This is a genomic window from Cryobacterium sp. PH31-O1, from assembly GCF_030063455.1.
GTDB lineage: Bacteria > Actinomycetota > Actinomycetes > Actinomycetales > Microbacteriaceae > Cryobacterium.
The window spans coordinates 25,603-42,010 of record NZ_JASITB010000006.1; the positions used below are offsets into that span (position 1 = coordinate 25,603).

A 16,408-nucleotide genomic window follows, 5' to 3' on the forward strand; every position below is an offset into this window, starting at 1 on the left:
GGGTGCACCCAGTCAAAACTGGGATTACCGGAGGAAGGATGCTGCCACCCTCGGTACCGGGACCGCCTCAGCGGGCGGGCGCGAACGTCGCGAGCAGGCGCTGCAGCGAGTCGAGACGCACCCGGCCGGTTTCGCCGAGTTCATCCGCCTCGACCGCCTCCGAGATCGCACAGTCCGGTGAGCCGGGCAGGTGGGTGCAGCCGCGCGGGCAGCGCTCGGCGATGGTGGCAAGGTCGGTGAATGCCTTGAGAATGTTGTCGGTGTTGATATGGCCCAGGCCGAAGGACCGCACGCCGGGGGTGTCGATGACCCAGCCGCGGCCGGCATCCGTTTGCAGGCGCAGCGACACGGTCGACGAGGAGGTGTGGCGTCCGCGACCGGTGACGGTGTTCACAACTCCGATGGCCCGGTTGGTGCCGGGCACGAGCGCGTTCACGAGGGTGGACTTGCCGACGCCGGAATGCCCGACGAAGACCGTGTCGTGGCCGATCAGCGCCGCCGAGATCGCCTCGATCGGCATGCCGCCCTCGCCGCTCTGGAACACGGGCAGGTCGAGGCCGGCGAAATTGGCCAGGAACGAGGCCGGGTCGGCGAGGTCGGTCTTGGTGATGCACAGGATGGGCTTGACGCCGGCGTCGTAGGCCGCGACCAGGTAGCGATCTACCAAGCGGATGCGCGGCTCCGGGTTGGCCGCCGCGACCACGATCAGCATCTGGTCGGCATTGGCCACGATTACGCGCTCGACGGCGTCGGTGTCGTCGGCGCTGCGTCGCAGCAGGGTGTCGCGCGGCACGATCCGCACGATCCGGGCCAGACTGCCCTCAGCGCCGGTGGTGTCGCCGACGATGTCGACCCGGTCGCCGTTGACGACGGCCTTCTTGCGCAGCTCGCTGGCCCTGGCGGTCGTGATGCGCCGCTCGGTTGGCAGGTTCTCGTCGAGCATGACCGTGTAGCGTCCGCGGTCCACGGAGAGGATGCGCCCGGTCAGGGCGTCCTGGTGGCTCGGCCTGGTCTTGGAGCGTGGTTTAGAGCCCTTGCGGCCGGGACGCACGCGCACGCTGGACTCGTCGAACTCGGGTTCGTCGTCGTCGGCGGAGGCCCACCAGGTGTCACCGGGATCGCCGGACAGGTCGCCGGTCTCGGCGTCGCTCTGCCGGCTGGAGACTGGTCCGAGGTCACTGTCGTCCCGGTCTGAGGCGGGCGGCAGCACGGGCATCTACAGCGCCGCTTCGGTGAGCATCGCGTGCCACAACTCGGGAAATTGGGGCAGGGTCTTGGCCGTCGTGCCGATGTTCTCGACGTCGACGCCGGCCACCCGCAGCCCGATCAGCGCGCCGGCCGTGGCCATGCGGTGGTCTTCATAGCTCTGCCACTGGCCGCCGTGCAGCGGGGCCGGCTCGATGTGCAGGCCGTCGGGCAATTCGGTGACGTTGCCGCCGAGCCGGTTGATCTCGGTCGCGAGGGCAGCGAGACGGTCGGTCTCGTGGTTGCGAATGTGCCCGATGCCGATGATCGTGCTGGGAGTCTCGGCCAGGGCGGCCAGGGCCACGAGGGTGCAGGCGAGCTCGCCGCCGGTCGAGAGATCGAGGTCGACACCGAGAATGCGTTCGCCACCGGTGACGGTGAGGCGGTCGCGCACCCGGGTGACGGTAGCACCGAACAGCGGCAGCAGCTGCTCGAGGTCGGCGCCGACCTGCGTGGTGTCAGAAGGCCAGCCGGTGATCGTAACGCTGCCGCCGGCCACGAGCGCGGCGCACAGAAACGGCGCGGCGTTCGAGAGGTCGGGTTCGATGTCGACGGTGCGGCCGGCGAGCTCACCGGGTTTGACTATCCATTCACCGATGGTCGGCGTGGCCACATCGACTCCGCGGGCGCGCAGCACCTCGATGGTCATCTCGATGTGCGGCAGACTCGGCAGCCGTTCGCCCGAGTGGGTCAGGTGCAGGCCCTGCTCGAAGCGTGCGCCGGCCAGCAGCAGCCCGGAGACAAACTGGCTCGACGTGCCGGCGTCGATGGTCACGGCGCCGCCGGCGACCGCTCCGCGGCCGTGCACGGTGAAGGGCAGGGCACGCAAGCCGCCGTCGTTGATGTCACCGCCGAGGTCGCGCAGCGCCCCGATGATGGGCCCCATCGGGCGGCGGCGCGCACCGGCATCGCCGTCGAAGGTCGTCGGGCCGAGGGCGAGGGCAGCCAGCGGCGGCAAAAACCGCATGACGGTGCCGGCCAGGCCGCAGTCAATGGTGGTGGACCCGAGCAGCTCAACCGGCGGGGTCACGCGCAGGTCGGCGCCGAACGCGCCGGCGCCGGGGACGGCCTCAATCGTGGCGCCGAGCTGCCGCAGCGCCTCGACCATGAGGTCGCTGTCGCGGGAGTGCAGCGGCGACCGCAGCAGGGACGATTCACTCGCGAGAGCGGATGCCACGAGCTCCCGGTTGGTCAGCGATTTCGAGCCCGGCAGGGCAAGGACCGCCTGCACGGGCGCGTCCGTGGTGGGCGCAGGCCACCAGACATCCGCTTCGGTCGGTGAATTGTCGCCGTACGGATCGAACTCCGGCTTGGAATATCTCGAGATCAACATCGGTTATCAGAATAGTCGGTGATAACAATCTGAGGGAGATCCGTAACGGTGTCAATGCTGTTGGAACGACCCCTGGCTGTGGGTAACAGCCTAGAATTGCCCGTGATGACTTCAGACACGCCCGTTTCCGCGGAAGACCTTTCGAGCAGCGACCCCGAGCTCACGCCTCGTACTCCGAGCAAGGCTGAACTGCGCGAGCAGTCCCGCGGATTGTTCGAGGAACAGGCGCTGCCTTTTCTCGACCAGCTCTACGCAGCGGCCATGCGCATGACGCGCAATCCCTCCGACGCGCAGGACCTCGTGCAGGAGACCTTTGTGAAGGCCTTCGCCGCGTTCGCACAGTACGAGCAGGGCACCAACCTCAAGGCGTGGCTGTACCGAATCCTCACCAACACGTTCATCAATCAGTATCGCAAGAAGCAGCGTGAGCCCTACCAGGGCACCATTGACGACCTCGAAGACTGGCAGCTCGGCGGCGCCGAATCTACCACGGCCATGTCGGGGCGCTCGGCCGAGGCCGAGGCCATCGATCACCTGCCGGACAGTGCCGTCAAGGACGCCCTGCAGTCCATTCCCGAAGACTTCCGACTCGCCGTGTACTTCGCCGACGTCGAAGGGTTCTCCTATCAGGAGATCGCCGAAATCATGAAAACCCCCATTGGCACCGTCATGAGCCGCCTGCACCGTGGCCGGCGACTCCTGCGCGAGCTCCTCGCCGGCTACGCGGCCGAGCGCGGGCTTGGCACGGGCCAGGGCCAGAAAACATCCAGGAGCGCAGACAAATGACCGATTGTGGTTGCGAGAAGGCCAAGGCCGAACTCGAGGAATACCTGCACAACGAACTTCGCAAAGATGATGCTGCCGACATTCAGGAGCACCTCGCGAGTTGCTCCGACTGCAGCAGCGAGCATCTCGTCGGGCGCACCCTCACCGAAGTGATGCAGCGTGCCTGCAAGGAGACCGCGCCGGAAGACCTGCGCGACCAGGTTCTGCTCACACTGCGCGCCCTGCAGGCATCGCACTAGTCACCTCGGCGACGGTTCGACCTGGCGAAGCAGCAAAGCAACGCAGCTGAGTTTCGTTTCAGGTTGCACCGCGGCGAGCGGATGCACGCTCCACCGGCCGGCAGATACAGCTGTGGGGGCGACCTCGGTCACCCCCACAGCTGCGCCGTCAGCGTTAGAGCGTCAAAGCGTCACGCTGCAGCTTGGCCTGCTCGATCGCGTGGCGCTTGGCTGAACCCGCGGCCGGCGAGGCCGACGCCGGACGGGAGAACAACCGCACCGCGCGTGGGCCGAGCTTGCTGGTCTCCAGGTAGAAGAACGGCCAGGCTCCCTGGTTCTCGGGTTCGTCCTGCACCCAGGCCAGTTCGGCGTTCGGGTATTGGGCTGCCACATTCTTCAGTTCCACGGCGGGCAGCGGATAGTACTGTTCAACGCGCACGAGGGCGATCTCGGGGTTCGGGTTCTTCTCGAGTTCGTTCAGCAGGTCGTAGTAGATCTTGCCGGCCATGAACAGAACACGCTTGACCGCGTTTTTGTCGCTCACGCGGGCATCGTCGATGACCGTCTCGAATTTGCCGGTCGTGAGCTCCGCCACGGCGCTCGTCGCGCCGCGCAGACGCAACATCGACTTGGGCGTGAACACGATCAGCGGACGGCGCGGGCGCATGTACGCCTGGCGGCGCAGCAGGTGGAAGTACGACGCGGGCGTCGACGGGCGTGCCACGGTCATGTTCTCTTCGGCACACAGCTGCAGGAACCGTTCGATGCGGGCCGACGAGTGGTCGGGGCCCTGGCCCTCATAGCCGTGCGGCAGCAGCAGCACAACGGATGACCGCTGCCCCCACTTCTGCTCGGCGGAGGACACGAACTGGTCGATGATGGTCTGCGCGCCGTTGGCGAAGTCACCGAACTGAGCTTCCCAGAGCACGAGGGCGTCGGCGCGTTCCACCGAGTAGCCGTACTCGAAGCCCATGGCGGCGTATTCGCTCAGCAGCGAGTCGTAAATCCAGAACCGTGCCTGGTTGTCTTTCAGGTTGGCCAGCGGCAGCCATTCCTGGCCGTTCACCCGGTCGTGCAGCACCGCGTGACGCTGCACGAACGTGCCGCGGCGGGCATCCTGGCCGGCGAAACGCACCGGGGTGCCCTCGACCAGCAGCGAGCCGAGTGCGAGCAGTTCGCCGAAGCTCCAGTCGATGTTGCCGTTGCGGCTCATGTCGAGACGTTTCTGCAACAGCTGCTGCAGCTTATTGTGCACGGTGAACCCGGCCGGCTTGTTGTTGAACGCGTCTCCGATGAGCTGGATGACACTCTCGGGAACGCCGGTCGTCTCTGGCTCGCCGGCGGCGTCTTCCCTGGCCTGCGCTTCAGACTCAGCCTTGGCGGCAGCGGCCATCTCGGGAGTGATGATCGGAATCGACGAGGTCTGCGCGGCGTGCGTTTCCATGAAGGCGCGCTCGAGGCGGTCCTGGAAGTCGCGGTGCGCGGCTTCGTATTCCTGTTCGGTGATGTCGCCACGGCCGACGAGCGCCTCGGTGTAGAGCTTGCGTACGCTGCGCTTGGCCTCGACCAGGTTGTACATCAGCGGCTGCGTCATCGAGGGGTCGTCGCCCTCGTTGTGGCCACGACGGCGGTAGCAGATGAGGTCGACGACGACATCCTTTTTGAATTCCTGGCGGTAGGCGAACGCGAGTTCACCGGCACGCACGACGGCTTCGGGATCATCCCCGTTGACGTGGAAGATGGGTGCCTGGATGGTCTTGGCGACATCGGTCGCGTAGACGCTGGTGCGGGCGTCCTGCGGAAGGGTCGTGAAACCGAGCTGGTTGTTGACGACGATGTGTACGGTTCCGCCGGTGCGGTAACCCCGCAGCTGAGACATCTGCAGCGTTTCGAGTACGACTCCCTGGCCGGCCATCGCGGCATCGCCGTGGATGAGGATGGGAAGGGTGGAGAAGGTGCCGATCGGCTTGCGGTCCTGCTTGGCTCGCACAATGCCCTCGAGTACGCCGTCGCCGGCCTCGAGGTGGGACGGGTTCGCGGCCAGGGACACCGGAATCTCGGCACCGTCTTCACCGCGGAACATGCCCGTGGTGCCGAGGTGATACTTCACGTCACCGGAACCGTGCACGGTGCGCGGGTCCTGGGTGCCCTCGAATTCGCGAAAGATTTCGCCGTAGGTCTTGCCGGCAATGTTGGTGAGCACGTTCAGGCGGCCGCGGTGGGCCATGCCGATCGCGACCTCGTCGAGGCCCTGCTCGGCAGCGCCCTGCAGAATGGTATCGAGCAGCGGAATGGTGCACTCGCCGCCCTCGAGGCTGAAGCGCTTCTGCCCGACGTACTTGGTCTGCAGGAACGTCTCGAAGGCTTCGGCCTCGTTGAGCTTGGCGAGAATGCGCATCTGCTCGTGGTGCGTGGGCTTGACGTAGGACTTCTCGATCTTCTCCTGCACCCACTTGCGCTGGGCGGGGTCCTGGATGTGCATGTACTCGATACCCGTGGTGCGGCAGTAGGAGTCGCGCAGGACACCGAGGATGTCGCGCAACAACATCTGGCGCTGGGAACCGAATCCGCCGGTCACGAAGGAGCGGTCGAGGTCCCAGAAGGTGAGTCCGTGAGTGGCGATGTCGAGGTCGGGGTGACTGCGCTGCGAGTACTCGAGCGGGTCGATGTCGGCCATCAGGTGGCCGCGCACGCGGAACGAGTTGATCAGTTCCTGCACGCGAGCGGTCTTGTCGACTGCGCTGGCGAGGTCGACGCTGATGTCCGGTGCCCAGTGAATCGGGTCGTAGGGAATGCGCAACGCCGAGAAGATCTCTTCGTAGAAGTTGTGCTGGCCGATCAGCAGTTCGTGCACGATCTTGAGGAACTCGCCCGAACCGGCGCCCTGGATGACGCGGTGGTCATAGGTGCTCGTGAGGGTGATGGTCTTGGAGATGGCCAGGCCGGTGAGGGTCTTGACGCTCGAACCCTGGAACTCGGCCGGGTAGTCGAGAGCGCCGGCGCCGACGATGCAGCCCTGGCCCTTCATCAGGCGGGGCACCGAGTGCACGGTGCCGATGCCGCCCGGGTTGGTCAGTGACAGGGTCGCACCGGCGAAGTCGTCGGCGGTGAGCTTGTTCTGGCGTGCCCGGGTAACGAGGTCTTCGTAGGCGGCGAGGTATTCGCCGAAGGTCATCGTGTCGGCGCGCTTGATCGTCGGTACGAGCAGTGCGCGGGTTCCGTCTGGCTTGGGCATGTCAATGGCCAAGCCCATGCCGACGTGGGCGGGGGCCACGACGGAGGGCTTGCCGTCTACTTCGTCGTAGAACACGTTCTGGCTGGGGAACATCTTGAGTGCGCGAATCAGCGCCCACCCGATCAGGTGGGTGAAGGAGACCTTGCCGCCGCGAGCCCGCTTCATGTGGTTGTTCATGACGATGCGGTTGTCGATGAGCAGCTTGGCCGGAATGGTACGCACACTCGTGGCGGTCGGCACTGTCAGGCTCGTGACCATGTTGGTCGCGAGCGACTTGGCCATACCGCGCAGCGGAGAGACCTTGTCTTGTTTGACTGGCTCGGATGCATCGACAACGACGGCCTGCGGGCTCGTGACGGGAGCGTCGGCGGGAACCGGGGCGGGCTTGGGCGCACTCGAGGTTGTACGGGCTGTTGGCTGATTCTCGGTGACCGTGACCGATGCTGCGGGTGCAGCCGGGGCCGGTACTGCGGGGGTGGGCGCTGCAGCCGCGGGCGCTGCAGCCGCGGGCGCTGCCGCTGCCGGCGCTGCAGCCTGCGGTGCCGTCACGGCAGCCGCCGGGGTGTTCGCGGTCTGGTGGTAGCTCTCGAGTACGGGCCACCACGATTCATCCACCGACTGCTTGTCGATGAGAAATCGTTCATACAATTCGTCAACGAGCCACTCGTTTGCTCCGAATTCGCCTGACGTTGTCTCGTCAGAAGCTCCACCGGTTACCTGGCTTGACACCGTGGGATCGCCCACTCTCTGCTTTGAATTTGGATGCCCTCGGCGCGGTCAGTCGCCGGGCAATCTGCGTTTTCAGTGAGGCTGTCACTGACGATATTGGCCGCCAGGTCAGTCTGCCCATCTAGCCTAATCCCATCCCGCGCGACCATGAACCCTCCCTGAACGGCTAGCGTTCTTGGTATGCAGTTCTATGGAACGACGCCCAGCCATGATTTGACCTATTCCGACGTGTTCTTGGTGCCAGGTCAATCGGCCGTCACCAGCCGGTTGGACGTCTCTTTGGCACCGAATGACGGCACCGGCGCCACGATTCCTATCGTGTCGGCGAACATGAACTCGGTCACCGGCCCGCGCCTGGCAGCCTCACTCGCCCGGCGTGGCGGGCTCGGTGTGCTGCCGCAGGACATGCACCTGCAGGATCTGGATGCGGCGATCCGCTGGGTAAAAGACCAGTCGGTTCGTTTCGACACGCCGTTCGTGTTCGCCCCGGACGACACCGTCGAACGCGCATTGCGGCAGGTTCCGGCTGTTCCCGGGCAGGGACTCGTGATCCATTCCGACGGCGGTGACTACCTCGGCTGCATCGTCGCGAGCCGCCTGGCGACCGCTCTGCCCGACGCTCGCCTCGGCGATCTGCTGCACGGCGAGCTGACCGCGCTCGACGCCGACGACGTCGACGGGCCGCGCCGCGCCTTCGACCTGATGACCGAGGCCGACATCGACTTCGCCCCGGTGCTGCACCACGGCGTCGTCGTCGGCACGCTCAGCCGTAAGAGCGCCCTGCGGTCCACCCTCTATCAGCCCACCCTCGACGCGCACGGCCGGCTGAAGGTCGCCGCGGCGATCGGCATCAATGGCGACGTCGCCGCGAAAGCCCGCGCGCTCGCCGCGGCCGGCGTGGACATTCTCGTGATCGACACCGCGCACGGCCACCAGGACGGCATGTTACGCGCGCTGGGTATCGTCGCCGACCTGAACCTCGGGCTGCCGATCGTGGCCGGCAATGTCGTGACGAAGGATGCCGTGCGCGACCTGGTCGGCGCCGGCGCCACTATCGTCAAGGTCGGAGTCGGTCCTGGCGCCATGTGCACCACCCGCATGATGACCGCCGTCGGTCGGCCCCAGTTCTCGGCGGTGCTTGAAACGGCCACCGCGGCCCGCGAACTCGGCGCCCACGTCTGGGCTGACGGTGGGGTGCGCTACCCGCGAGACGTGGCGCTGGCACTCGCCGCCGGCGCGGCATCCGTCATGATCGGTTCCTGGTTCGCCGGAACGGCCGAAGCGCCAGGCACCCTCAATACGGATGCCAGCGGCTTGCTCTACAAGGAAAGCTGGGGAATGGCCTCGACCAAGGCCGTGCAGGCACGGTTCGAACGCCTCGACGCCTACGACCTCGCCCGTAAGACCCTGTTCGCGGAGGGGATCTCGAGCTCGAAGATCTACCTTGATCCGCTGCGGCCGTCGATCGAGGACCTGCTCGACATGATCACCTCTGGGGTGCGTTCCTCGTTCACCTACGCCGGTGCCACGACCGTCGCCGATTTTCACGAGAAGGCGCTCGTGGGTATTCAGTCGGCCGCCGGCTATGAAGAGGGCAAGGCGCTGCCGGTTTCCTGGTAGGCGTGCAGTGGGTGCTGGCTTTCTCCGGGTGATCGGCAGGGAAGGCCCGGTATACTCGGCACAATAATGGATCACCCTCCTCCTGCTGAACCCACTGCCCATAAACCCTCGCCCGTAGACGCTGGCGGTGACCGAATTGTCTGAGCTGCTTATGCTCGGGTTCGGCCTCATCCTCACTGTCGGAACGGGCCTTTTCGTCGCCAGTGAATTCGCCCTGGTAAATCTCGACCGCGCCGACCTCGAAGCGCGTCGCGACCGCGGGGAGACCCGCCTCGCCCTCACCATCGCCGCGCTGAGAATCACCTCGACGCACTTGTCCAGCGCGCAGCTGGGTATCACGCTCACGACCCTGCTCACCGGGTACACGATTGAACCGGCCCTGTCATCGCTGCTGCGCGGGCCGCTCACCTCGCTGGGGCTGCCCGTCGACCTCGTTCCGGCGGTTGGCACCACGATCGCTATCGTGACGGCCACCCTGGTCTCGATGATCATCGGCGAGCTGGTTCCGAAGAACTTCGCCCTCGCCCTGCCCATTCAAACGGCTCGCGTGGTGATTCCATTTCAGACGGTGTTCACGACCGTGTTCAAACCGGCCGTGCTCGTACTCAACAACAGCGCCAACGGACTGCTGCGCGCCATCGGCATCGAACCGAAAGAGGAACTGTCCGGCGCCCGCACCGCCGAGGAACTCTCCTCGCTCGTGCGCCGATCGGCCAGCGCTGGGCTGCTCGAAAAAGACACCGCAACCCTCCTGCACCGCACGCTGTTGTTCTCCGGGCATGCCGCTTCCGACGTGATGACTCCGCGTCCGCGGGTGGCGAGCATTCATCGCACCGATTCGGCGCAGGCCGTCATTGATCTGACGCGCTCCACCGGCTACTCCCGATTTCCCGTTTTCGACGAGAGCGTTGACGACGTTGTGGGTATCGTGCACGTCAAGCAGGCGGTGGCAGTGCCCCGCGCTCGACGAGCGGATGTTCCGGTGTCGGCGCTGCAGACCGACCCGGTTCGGGTGCCCGAAACGATGAAGCTCGACGACCTGCTCGGCGAGCTGCGCGGCCGCGGCTACCAGATGGCGATCGTCGTCGACGAGTACGGCGGAACGGCGGGTGTCGTCACCCTTGAAGACCTGGTTGAAGAGCTCGTCGGCGAGGTCGCCGATGAGCACGACCGGGCCCGTGCCGGCGTCGTGCGTTCGCCCAATTCGCTGACCTTTCCCGGCATGCTGCGCCCCGACGAACTGCTCGAACGCACCAGCGTCATCGTTCCGGAGCAGGGCCCATACGAGACCGTGGCCGGTTTCGTCATGAGTGAGCTGGGCCGACTTCCGGTGATCGGTGACCGGGTGCCGCTGAGCGGCGGATTCCTCACCGTCGAGCGGCTCGAGGGGCGTCGCATCGACCGGCTGCGCTTCACCCCCGAAGCCGTTCCGGAGCTCGCACTGATGGCAGAAACCAAGACCGATCGAAAGAAGGTGAGCGACAAATGAGTGACTGGGCCGGACTTGCCTGGCTGGTCGTGCTCCTCGCCGCCAACGCCTTCTTCGTCGGAGCGGAATTCGCCGTCATCTCCGCCCGCCGCTCCCAGATCGAACCGCTAGCCGAAGCCGGAAAACGCAGCGCCAAGACTGCGCTGTGGGCGATGGAACACGCGACCCTCATGCTGGCGACCTCCCAGCTGGGCATCACGGTGTGCTCGCTGCTCATTCTGAACGTGTCAGAGCCGGCGATCCACCACCTGCTCGAGGTACCGCTCGGCCTGACCGGACTGCCCGACGCATACATCGGCACCCTTGCGTTCATCGTCGCGCTGCTGTTGGTCTCTTACCTGCACGTCGTGTTCGGTGAAATGGTGCCGAAGAACCTGTCGTTCTCGGTGCCGGACCGCGCTGTGCTGTTGCTCGCACCGCCGCTCGTCTTCGTCGCCCGCGTCTTCAAACCGTTGATCATCACCCTCAACGCCTGCGCCAACGGGGTGCTCCGCCTGTTCGGAGTGCAGCCGAAGAATGAGGCGACGAGCGCCTACACGCTCGACGAGGTCGCCACGATCGTCAGCCAGTCCACCAGGGAGGGTGTGCTCCGCGACGGGACCGGCGCGCTCAGCGCGGCGTTCGAGTTCACCAACCTCAAGGTTCGCGACGTGGCCGTCAGCCTCGGCAAGCTGGTCAGCCTGCCGGAAACAGCCACAGCGGCCGATGTGGAGAAGGCCGTCACACGCCACGGGTTCTCCCGCTACGTGCTCGCCGACGCCGAGGGCTTCCTCACCGGGTATGTGCACTTGAAGGATGTGCTCGACCTGGATATCGCGTCGGCCGGTGCTGCAACGCTGGCCGCGCCAGACAGTTACGCGGGGCAGATCCCGGCCAAGCGCATCCGTGCCTTAATCTCGATCTTCGAAGACACCGACCTCGAGGATGCCCTTGCCACCATGCGCCGCTCTGGCGCGCACCTCGCCCGGTCGTTCACCGCCGAGGGCGAGACCACCGGGGTGCTCTTTCTCGAGGACATCATCGAGGAACTCGTCGGCGAAGTGCAGGACGCCACCCGTCGCGAGTAGCCCCGCCGCTTCGGGGACGGGGCCCAGGCCCCGTCCCCGGGCCCAGTTTATAAACTGGGCCGCTGGACGGGGCCCGGGCCCCGTCCGCCTGCGGGAGCTCGCGTGGGCGACGAGCGGATGCCGCCCACGCCTCGCCAAGGCGGCGACACGGGCGTAAAATGCTCCCTGAAAAATGCACATTCGGTGCAGAAAGGGACTGCTGATGTTAAATCTGTTGGAAACCTACTCCGTGCTTCCCGCGCGTGACCTGGCGCGCGCCCGGCGCTTCTACAAGGACGTGCTCGGCATGGAACCCGTTGAGGAACGACTGGAGGGGCTGCTCTACCGCACCCCAAAGGGCGCCGCTATCCTGGTCTACGAGACCGACAATGCCGGAAGCGCAGCGAACACCGCAATCGGTTTTGACACCGACGACATCGACGCCGAGGTCGCCGTGCTGCGCGGGCGCGGCGTCGAGTTTGAAGAATATGATTTTGCGGAATTGAAGACCGAGAACGGCATCGCGACGACCAAAGAGGATCGTGCGGCGTGGTTCAAAGACACGGAGGGCAACATCATCTGTGTGTCGCAGACCGTCGCCTCCGACCAGGGCGAGGCACGCGAACGTGAGGGTACCGCGAACTCAACGGTCAGCGACTGACCCGGCGGCGACACGTCGAAACGCATAAGCGCCCGATCTGGGTGCGCGCTACGGTAATCCCGCAGCGCGCACCGACAGCTGGCGCGGTCGCCTCTGCTGGCGGCGCACCCGCCCGGGCACGCGCACAAGCCGCGAGTCGATCCGAAACGACCTATCGTGGAGGCATGGTGAAACCGAGTGGCTGGCTCGAATGGGAGGCCGAACAGGCCCGCGACTGGATCTTTCGGCCTCAGGCCGGCGACGACAAATACTCGCGCGGGGTGCTCGGCGTGCGCACCGGCTCCAAGGACTACCCGGGTGCCGCGGTGCTCGGCGTCGACGCGGCCGTTCGCACCGGTCTCGGCATGGTGCGCTACCTCGGCCCGCGCCGCGCCGCCACCCTCGTGCTGCAGCGCCGCCCCGAGATTGTGACCGTGCCCGGCCGGGTTCAGGCCTGGCTGCTCGGCTCCGGCATCAACGCCAGCACGAGAACGGATGCCGTCACCACCGCCCTCGAAGCTGCCCTCGCCGAGGGCCTGCCCACCGTCATCGACGCGGGCGCCCTCGACCTCGTGTCGCGTGCGATCGGTCCGACCGTGATCACCCCGCACGCCGGGGAGCTCGCGACGATGCTCGAGGGTGAGGCGCAGCCGGGCTCCGCCTCGCAAATTGCCGCCAACCCGGGGGAGTGGGCCCTTCGAGCTGCCCACCTGTTCGACGTGACGGTGCTGCTCAAGGGCGCTGTCACCCACGTGGCCTCGCCGTCGGGCGCCCGCCTGACCGTGTCGACCGGGCCGGCCTGGCTGGCCACGGCCGGTTCGGGTGACGTGCTCGGCGGCATCCTCGGCGCGCTCCTGGCCACCCATTCCGACCCGCTCGACACGGATGCCGCCTCCCTCGCCCCGCTCGCCGCTACCGCCGCGCTCGTGCACGCTACGGCCGCGAACCTGGCCTCCAATGGTGGTCCGATCGCGGCCCTCGACATAGCGGATGCTGTGCCACGAGCCGTCGCCGCTCTTCTCGACCACGGGGTAGATCCGGGGCCTCGCCCGACCCGGTAGAACGGAGCGCGACGCGGCCGGTTGTGCAAAGGTAAAAGCGTGAACATTCACGATGAGAGCGGGACGCTCACCCGGTCTGCGCCGCCGGTGCTGCGGCATCCGCTCGCCGCGCTGTGGTTGGCTTTCGCGATCGTGCACCTGCTGCTGATTGTGCTGGCCCTGTTCGGGCCGGGGTATCCGCTCGGCGACGTGGTGGTCGTCTACCGCGGCTGGGCCGCGAACGCGGCCGCCGGAAACCTCGTGGGAATCACCGAGGATTTCGTCTACCCGGTGCTCGCCCTCGTGCCGATCCTGGCTGCTTTCGCCCTCGGGGGCCCGGCCTACCTCGCAACCTGGTGGTTGCTGGTGACGGGGCTGAACGCCGGGGCGTTCTGGGTGCTCGTGCGCTCGCACCGGGCGGCAGCGTGGTGGTGGCTGGCTTTTCTGGGGCTGCTCGGCCCGATCGCGCTGCTGCGCATCGACGCGGTCACGGTGCCTTTGTGCATCGTCGCCCTGCTCTGGCTGCGCCGCCGCCCGCTTTGGGGAACGGTACTGCTCACGATCGCCACCTGGATCAAAATCTGGCCGGTCGCCGCGCTCGCCGCCCTGTTTGTGGCGTCGAAACTACGCTGGCGGATGCTCCTGCTCGCCGCCGCGGTCACCGCGTCGGTGATCGGGGTGGCCGCGTCGCTCAGCCTGAGCCGGGGCAGCGGCCTCCACGTGCTGAGTTTCGTGGCCGAGCAGGCGGGGCGGGGGATCCAGATCGAGTCACCCGTCGCCGTGCCGTGGCTCTGGCAGGTGGCCCTCGGCGTGCCGGGTAGCTTCATCTACTACGACCAGCAGATTCTCACGTTTCAGGTGGCCGGCGCTGGCATCACGGCCGTGAGCGCCGCAATGACTGCCCTGCTGGCGCTCGCCGCCGGCGCGGTGCTGCTGCTCGGCCTGCGGGCCCAACGCCGGGGGGCTTGTATCCTGGCGGTACTGCCGCCACTGACCCTCGCGCTGACAGTGACCCTGATCGCGTTCAACAAGGTCGGTTCGCCGCAATTCATCAGCTGGCTGGCCGCACCGATTATTTTCGGACTCGTTCTGAACGGGCGCGCCTGGCGCGCCCCCGCGCTGCTCGGCCTCGCGCTCGCCGCGCTCACCCAGGTGGTCTACCCGTACCTGTATGACTGGGTGATTGTGGCCCACCCGCTGATGGTGCTCGTACTGAGCCTGCGCAATCTGCTCGAGTTAGTACTGCTCGGCTGGGTGCTCCGGGCCCTGTACCGGCTCCCAGCATCACGCACCCAACCCCGTCCACTGGACGAACCGTCAATTCCACCGAACACCACCCTGAGGGAGCCATCATGCTCGTAGCATTCTCTGTCGCACCGTCCGTCGCCGCCGACTCGAAGGGCTCCGTTCACGACGCGGTCGCCGCCGCCGTGCGTGTTGTTCGGGCCTCCGGCCTGCCCAACCACACCGACTCCATGTTCACCACGATCGAGGGCGACTGGGACGAAGTCTTCGCCGTCATCAAGGAGGCGACCGAGGCGGTGGGCGCTTTTGGGCCGCGCGTCTCTCTCGTGCTGAAGGCCGACATCCGCCCCGGCCACACCGGGGAGCTCACCGGCAAGCTCGAACGCCTGGAGAGCGCCCTCGACGCTTAGACCTCCCGCGCCGGCAGGCCGCAGATTAGGCTTATTGCATGACCCTCATTCCTGACGGGTCGACGCAGCTGTCGTCGACCCGTATTCGTCTTGCCCTCCTCGCCCTCGCCTTGGGCGGCTTCGGCATCGGCGCGACCGAATTCGTCGCCATGGGCCTGCTGCCCAACCTCGCCGCCGACCTGCTGCCCGGCCTGTACGCGAGCGCACCGGGTGCCGCCAACGCGCAGGCCGGCTGGCTCATTTCCGCCTATGCCCTCGGTGTCGTCGTCGGAGCGCCGACCATCGCAGCGGCCGCCGCCCGCTGGCCGCGCAAACAGCTGCTGCTCGCCCTGCTGACGGCGTTCACCCTCGGCACGATCGCCTCCGCCCTGCTGCCCACCTTTGAGACCGTTCTCGCTGCCCGCTTCCTGGCCGGGCTGCCGCACGGTGCCTACTTCGGCATCGCCTCGCTCGTCGCCGCGCATCTGATGGGACCGGGCAAGCGAGCCCGTGGCATCGCCATTGTGCTCTCCGGTCTGACCATCTCCAACGTGATCGGGGTGCCGACGATCACCTGGATCGGCCAAATGAGCGGATGGCGCGTCGCCTACCTCGTCGTCGCCGCCATTTTCGCGCTCACCTTCGTGGCCGTCGCCGTCTTCGTGCCGTTCCAGGCCGGTAACCCGAAGGCCACTATGCGGGCCGAGCTACGGGCGTTTGGCAAACTGCAGGTGTGGATCACCCTCTCGATCGGCGCGATCGGTTTCGGCGGGCTGTTCGCCGTCTACACCTACGTAGCGCCACTCGTGATCGAGATCACCGGGCTGGCCGCGGCCGCGGTACCGCTCATCCTGGTGGTCGTCGGCCTCGGCATGACGGCCGGCAACTTCGCCGGGGGAGCGCTGGCCGACTGGAGCGTGCGCCGCACCATGTACATCGCCTTCGGCGTGCTCATCCTCGCGCTCGTCACACTCGGCCTGTCGGCGCAGTTCCTGGCCGGGCTGCTGGTGGGCATGTTCCTGGTCGGTGCCGCGGCATCGGCTCTGTCACCGACCATCCAGGCCCGGCTGATGGACGTCGCGCACGAGAGCCAGTCGCTCGCCGCAGCGCTCAACCACTCCTCGCTCAACGTCGGCAACGCACTCGGTGCGGCCCTCGGCGGGGTCGCGATCGCCGCGGGCCTCGGTTACCTCGCGCCGGTCTGGATCGGTGTGGGGCTGAGCTTGATCGGCGTGCTGCTGACCCTGCTGACCTTCACCATCGACCGGCGACGCCGTCAGCGCGGACACCACGTTCCGTACGGCACGCAGCTGATTCCGGTCGTGCGCCAGCCCTAAAGCAACTGGTTAACGCAACCGACCGGCCAGCGCAGCGGCGCCGGCCGGTCAGTTAT

The 16,408-nt window shown here is 66.8% G+C and carries 13 protein-coding genes; 10 read left to right on the forward strand and 3 right to left on the reverse strand.

All coding sequences use genetic code 11. The annotated features are described in order from the left end of the window. Nucleotides 1-67: 67 nt before the first annotated feature. Together rsgA and aroA are read right to left on the reverse strand one after the other, a co-directional pair. On the reverse strand, nt 68-1,216 hold the full coding sequence (rsgA, locus tag QMK31_RS12800) for a ribosome small subunit-dependent GTPase A (protein WP_283501340.1): 1,149 nt from the start codon (nt 1,214-1,216) through the stop codon (nt 68-70). After that, nucleotides 1,217-2,578 carry a 3-phosphoshikimate 1-carboxyvinyltransferase gene (gene aroA, locus QMK31_RS12805; protein ID WP_283501341.1) on the reverse strand — a complete coding sequence of 454 codons (1,362 nt, stop codon included), beginning with the start codon at nt 2,576-2,578 and terminating at the stop codon, nt 1,217-1,219. 105 nt (nt 2,579-2,683) lie between these two features. Between aroA and QMK31_RS12810 the strand changes: the two genes are divergently transcribed. Then, nucleotides 2,684-3,364: a sigma-70 family RNA polymerase sigma factor gene (locus QMK31_RS12810; RefSeq protein WP_283501342.1), complete on the forward strand. Its 681-nt coding sequence runs from the start codon at nt 2,684-2,686 to the stop codon at nt 3,362-3,364. After that, nucleotides 3,361-3,603, forward strand: a complete 243-nt coding sequence (locus QMK31_RS12815; protein ID WP_283501343.1) for a zf-HC2 domain-containing protein — start codon at nt 3,361-3,363, stop codon at nt 3,601-3,603. Before QMK31_RS12810 ends, QMK31_RS12815 begins: the two co-directional genes overlap by 4 nt. A 154-nt stretch (nt 3,604-3,757) precedes the next feature. Here the strand turns inward: QMK31_RS12815 and QMK31_RS12820 are convergent, their stop codons facing one another. Beyond that, nucleotides 3,758-7,546, reverse strand: a complete 3,789-nt coding sequence (locus QMK31_RS12820; protein WP_283501547.1) for a multifunctional oxoglutarate decarboxylase/oxoglutarate dehydrogenase thiamine pyrophosphate-binding subunit/dihydrolipoyllysine-residue succinyltransferase subunit — start codon at nt 7,544-7,546, stop codon at nt 3,758-3,760. A gap of 180 nt (nt 7,547-7,726) precedes the next feature. Between QMK31_RS12820 and guaB1 the strand changes: the two genes are divergently transcribed. From guaB1 to QMK31_RS12860, 8 genes are all read left to right on the forward strand, one after another. Beyond that, on the forward strand, nt 7,727-9,166 hold the full coding sequence (gene guaB1, locus QMK31_RS12825) for a GMP reductase (RefSeq protein ID WP_283501344.1): 1,440 nt from the start codon (nt 7,727-7,729) through the stop codon (nt 9,164-9,166). Between the two features lie 151 nt (nt 9,167-9,317). After that, the gene (locus QMK31_RS12830; protein ID WP_283501548.1) at nt 9,318-10,655 is read left to right on the forward strand and encodes a hemolysin family protein; all 1,338 of its coding nucleotides are present in this window, start codon (nt 9,318-9,320) and stop codon (nt 10,653-10,655) included. Beyond that, nucleotides 10,652-11,722, forward strand: a complete 1,071-nt coding sequence (locus QMK31_RS12835) for a hemolysin family protein (RefSeq protein ID WP_283501345.1) — start codon at nt 10,652-10,654, stop codon at nt 11,720-11,722. Before QMK31_RS12830 ends, QMK31_RS12835 begins: the two co-directional genes overlap by 4 nt. Before the next feature lie 202 nt (nt 11,723-11,924). Continuing rightward, a complete protein-coding gene (locus tag QMK31_RS12840; protein WP_283501346.1) occupies nt 11,925-12,362 on the forward strand; it encodes a VOC family protein in 438 nt (145 codons plus the stop codon). 164 nt (nt 12,363-12,526) lie between these two features. Continuing rightward, entirely contained in the window at nt 12,527-13,402 is an 876-nt protein-coding gene (locus QMK31_RS12845) for an ADP-dependent NAD(P)H-hydrate dehydratase (RefSeq protein ID WP_283501347.1), read from the forward strand. Nucleotides 13,403-13,441: 39 nt separating this feature from the next. Beyond that, nucleotides 13,442-14,743 (forward strand): glycosyltransferase 87 family protein, encoded by a 1,302-nt coding sequence (locus tag QMK31_RS12850; RefSeq protein WP_283501348.1) that lies wholly within the window; start codon nt 13,442-13,444, stop codon nt 14,741-14,743. After that, nucleotides 14,734-15,036 carry a thiamine-binding protein gene (locus tag QMK31_RS12855; RefSeq protein ID WP_283501349.1) on the forward strand — a complete coding sequence of 101 codons (303 nt, stop codon included), beginning with the start codon at nt 14,734-14,736 and terminating at the stop codon, nt 15,034-15,036. The genes QMK31_RS12850 and QMK31_RS12855 overlap by 10 nt, the downstream gene beginning before the upstream one ends. A gap of 38 nt (nt 15,037-15,074) precedes the next feature. Next, on the forward strand, nt 15,075-16,352 hold the full coding sequence (locus QMK31_RS12860) for an MFS transporter (protein WP_283501350.1): 1,278 nt from the start codon (nt 15,075-15,077) through the stop codon (nt 16,350-16,352). The last annotated feature ends 56 nt before the right edge of the window (nt 16,353-16,408 follow it).

Bases quoted from the DNA above. Each gene is read 5' to 3' on its own strand.
- QMK31_RS12845 (WP_283501347.1), top strand. From the start codon at position 12,527: ATGGTGAAACCGAGTGGCTGGCTCGAATGGGAGGCCGAACAGGCCCGC.
- QMK31_RS12855 (WP_283501349.1), top strand. From the start codon at position 14,734: ATGCTCGTAGCATTCTCTGTCGCACCGTCCGTCGCCGCCGACTCGAAG.
- guaB1 (WP_283501344.1), top strand. From the start codon at position 7,727: ATGCAGTTCTATGGAACGACGCCCAGCCATGATTTGACCTATTCCGAC.
- QMK31_RS12840 (WP_283501346.1), top strand. From the start codon at position 11,925: ATGTTAAATCTGTTGGAAACCTACTCCGTGCTTCCCGCGCGTGACCTG.
- QMK31_RS12835 (WP_283501345.1), top strand. From the start codon at position 10,652: ATGAGTGACTGGGCCGGACTTGCCTGGCTGGTCGTGCTCCTCGCCGCC.
- QMK31_RS12860 (WP_283501350.1), top strand. From the start codon at position 15,075: ATGACCCTCATTCCTGACGGGTCGACGCAGCTGTCGTCGACCCGTATT.
- QMK31_RS12830 (WP_283501548.1), top strand. From the start codon at position 9,318: ATGCTCGGGTTCGGCCTCATCCTCACTGTCGGAACGGGCCTTTTCGTC.
- aroA (WP_283501341.1), bottom strand. From the start codon at position 2,578: ATGTTGATCTCGAGATATTCCAAGCCGGAGTTCGATCCGTACGGCGAC.
- QMK31_RS12810 (WP_283501342.1), top strand. From the start codon at position 2,684: ATGACTTCAGACACGCCCGTTTCCGCGGAAGACCTTTCGAGCAGCGAC.
- QMK31_RS12815 (WP_283501343.1), top strand. From the start codon at position 3,361: ATGACCGATTGTGGTTGCGAGAAGGCCAAGGCCGAACTCGAGGAATAC.
- rsgA (WP_283501340.1), bottom strand. From the start codon at position 1,216: ATGCCCGTGCTGCCGCCCGCCTCAGACCGGGACGACAGTGACCTCGGA.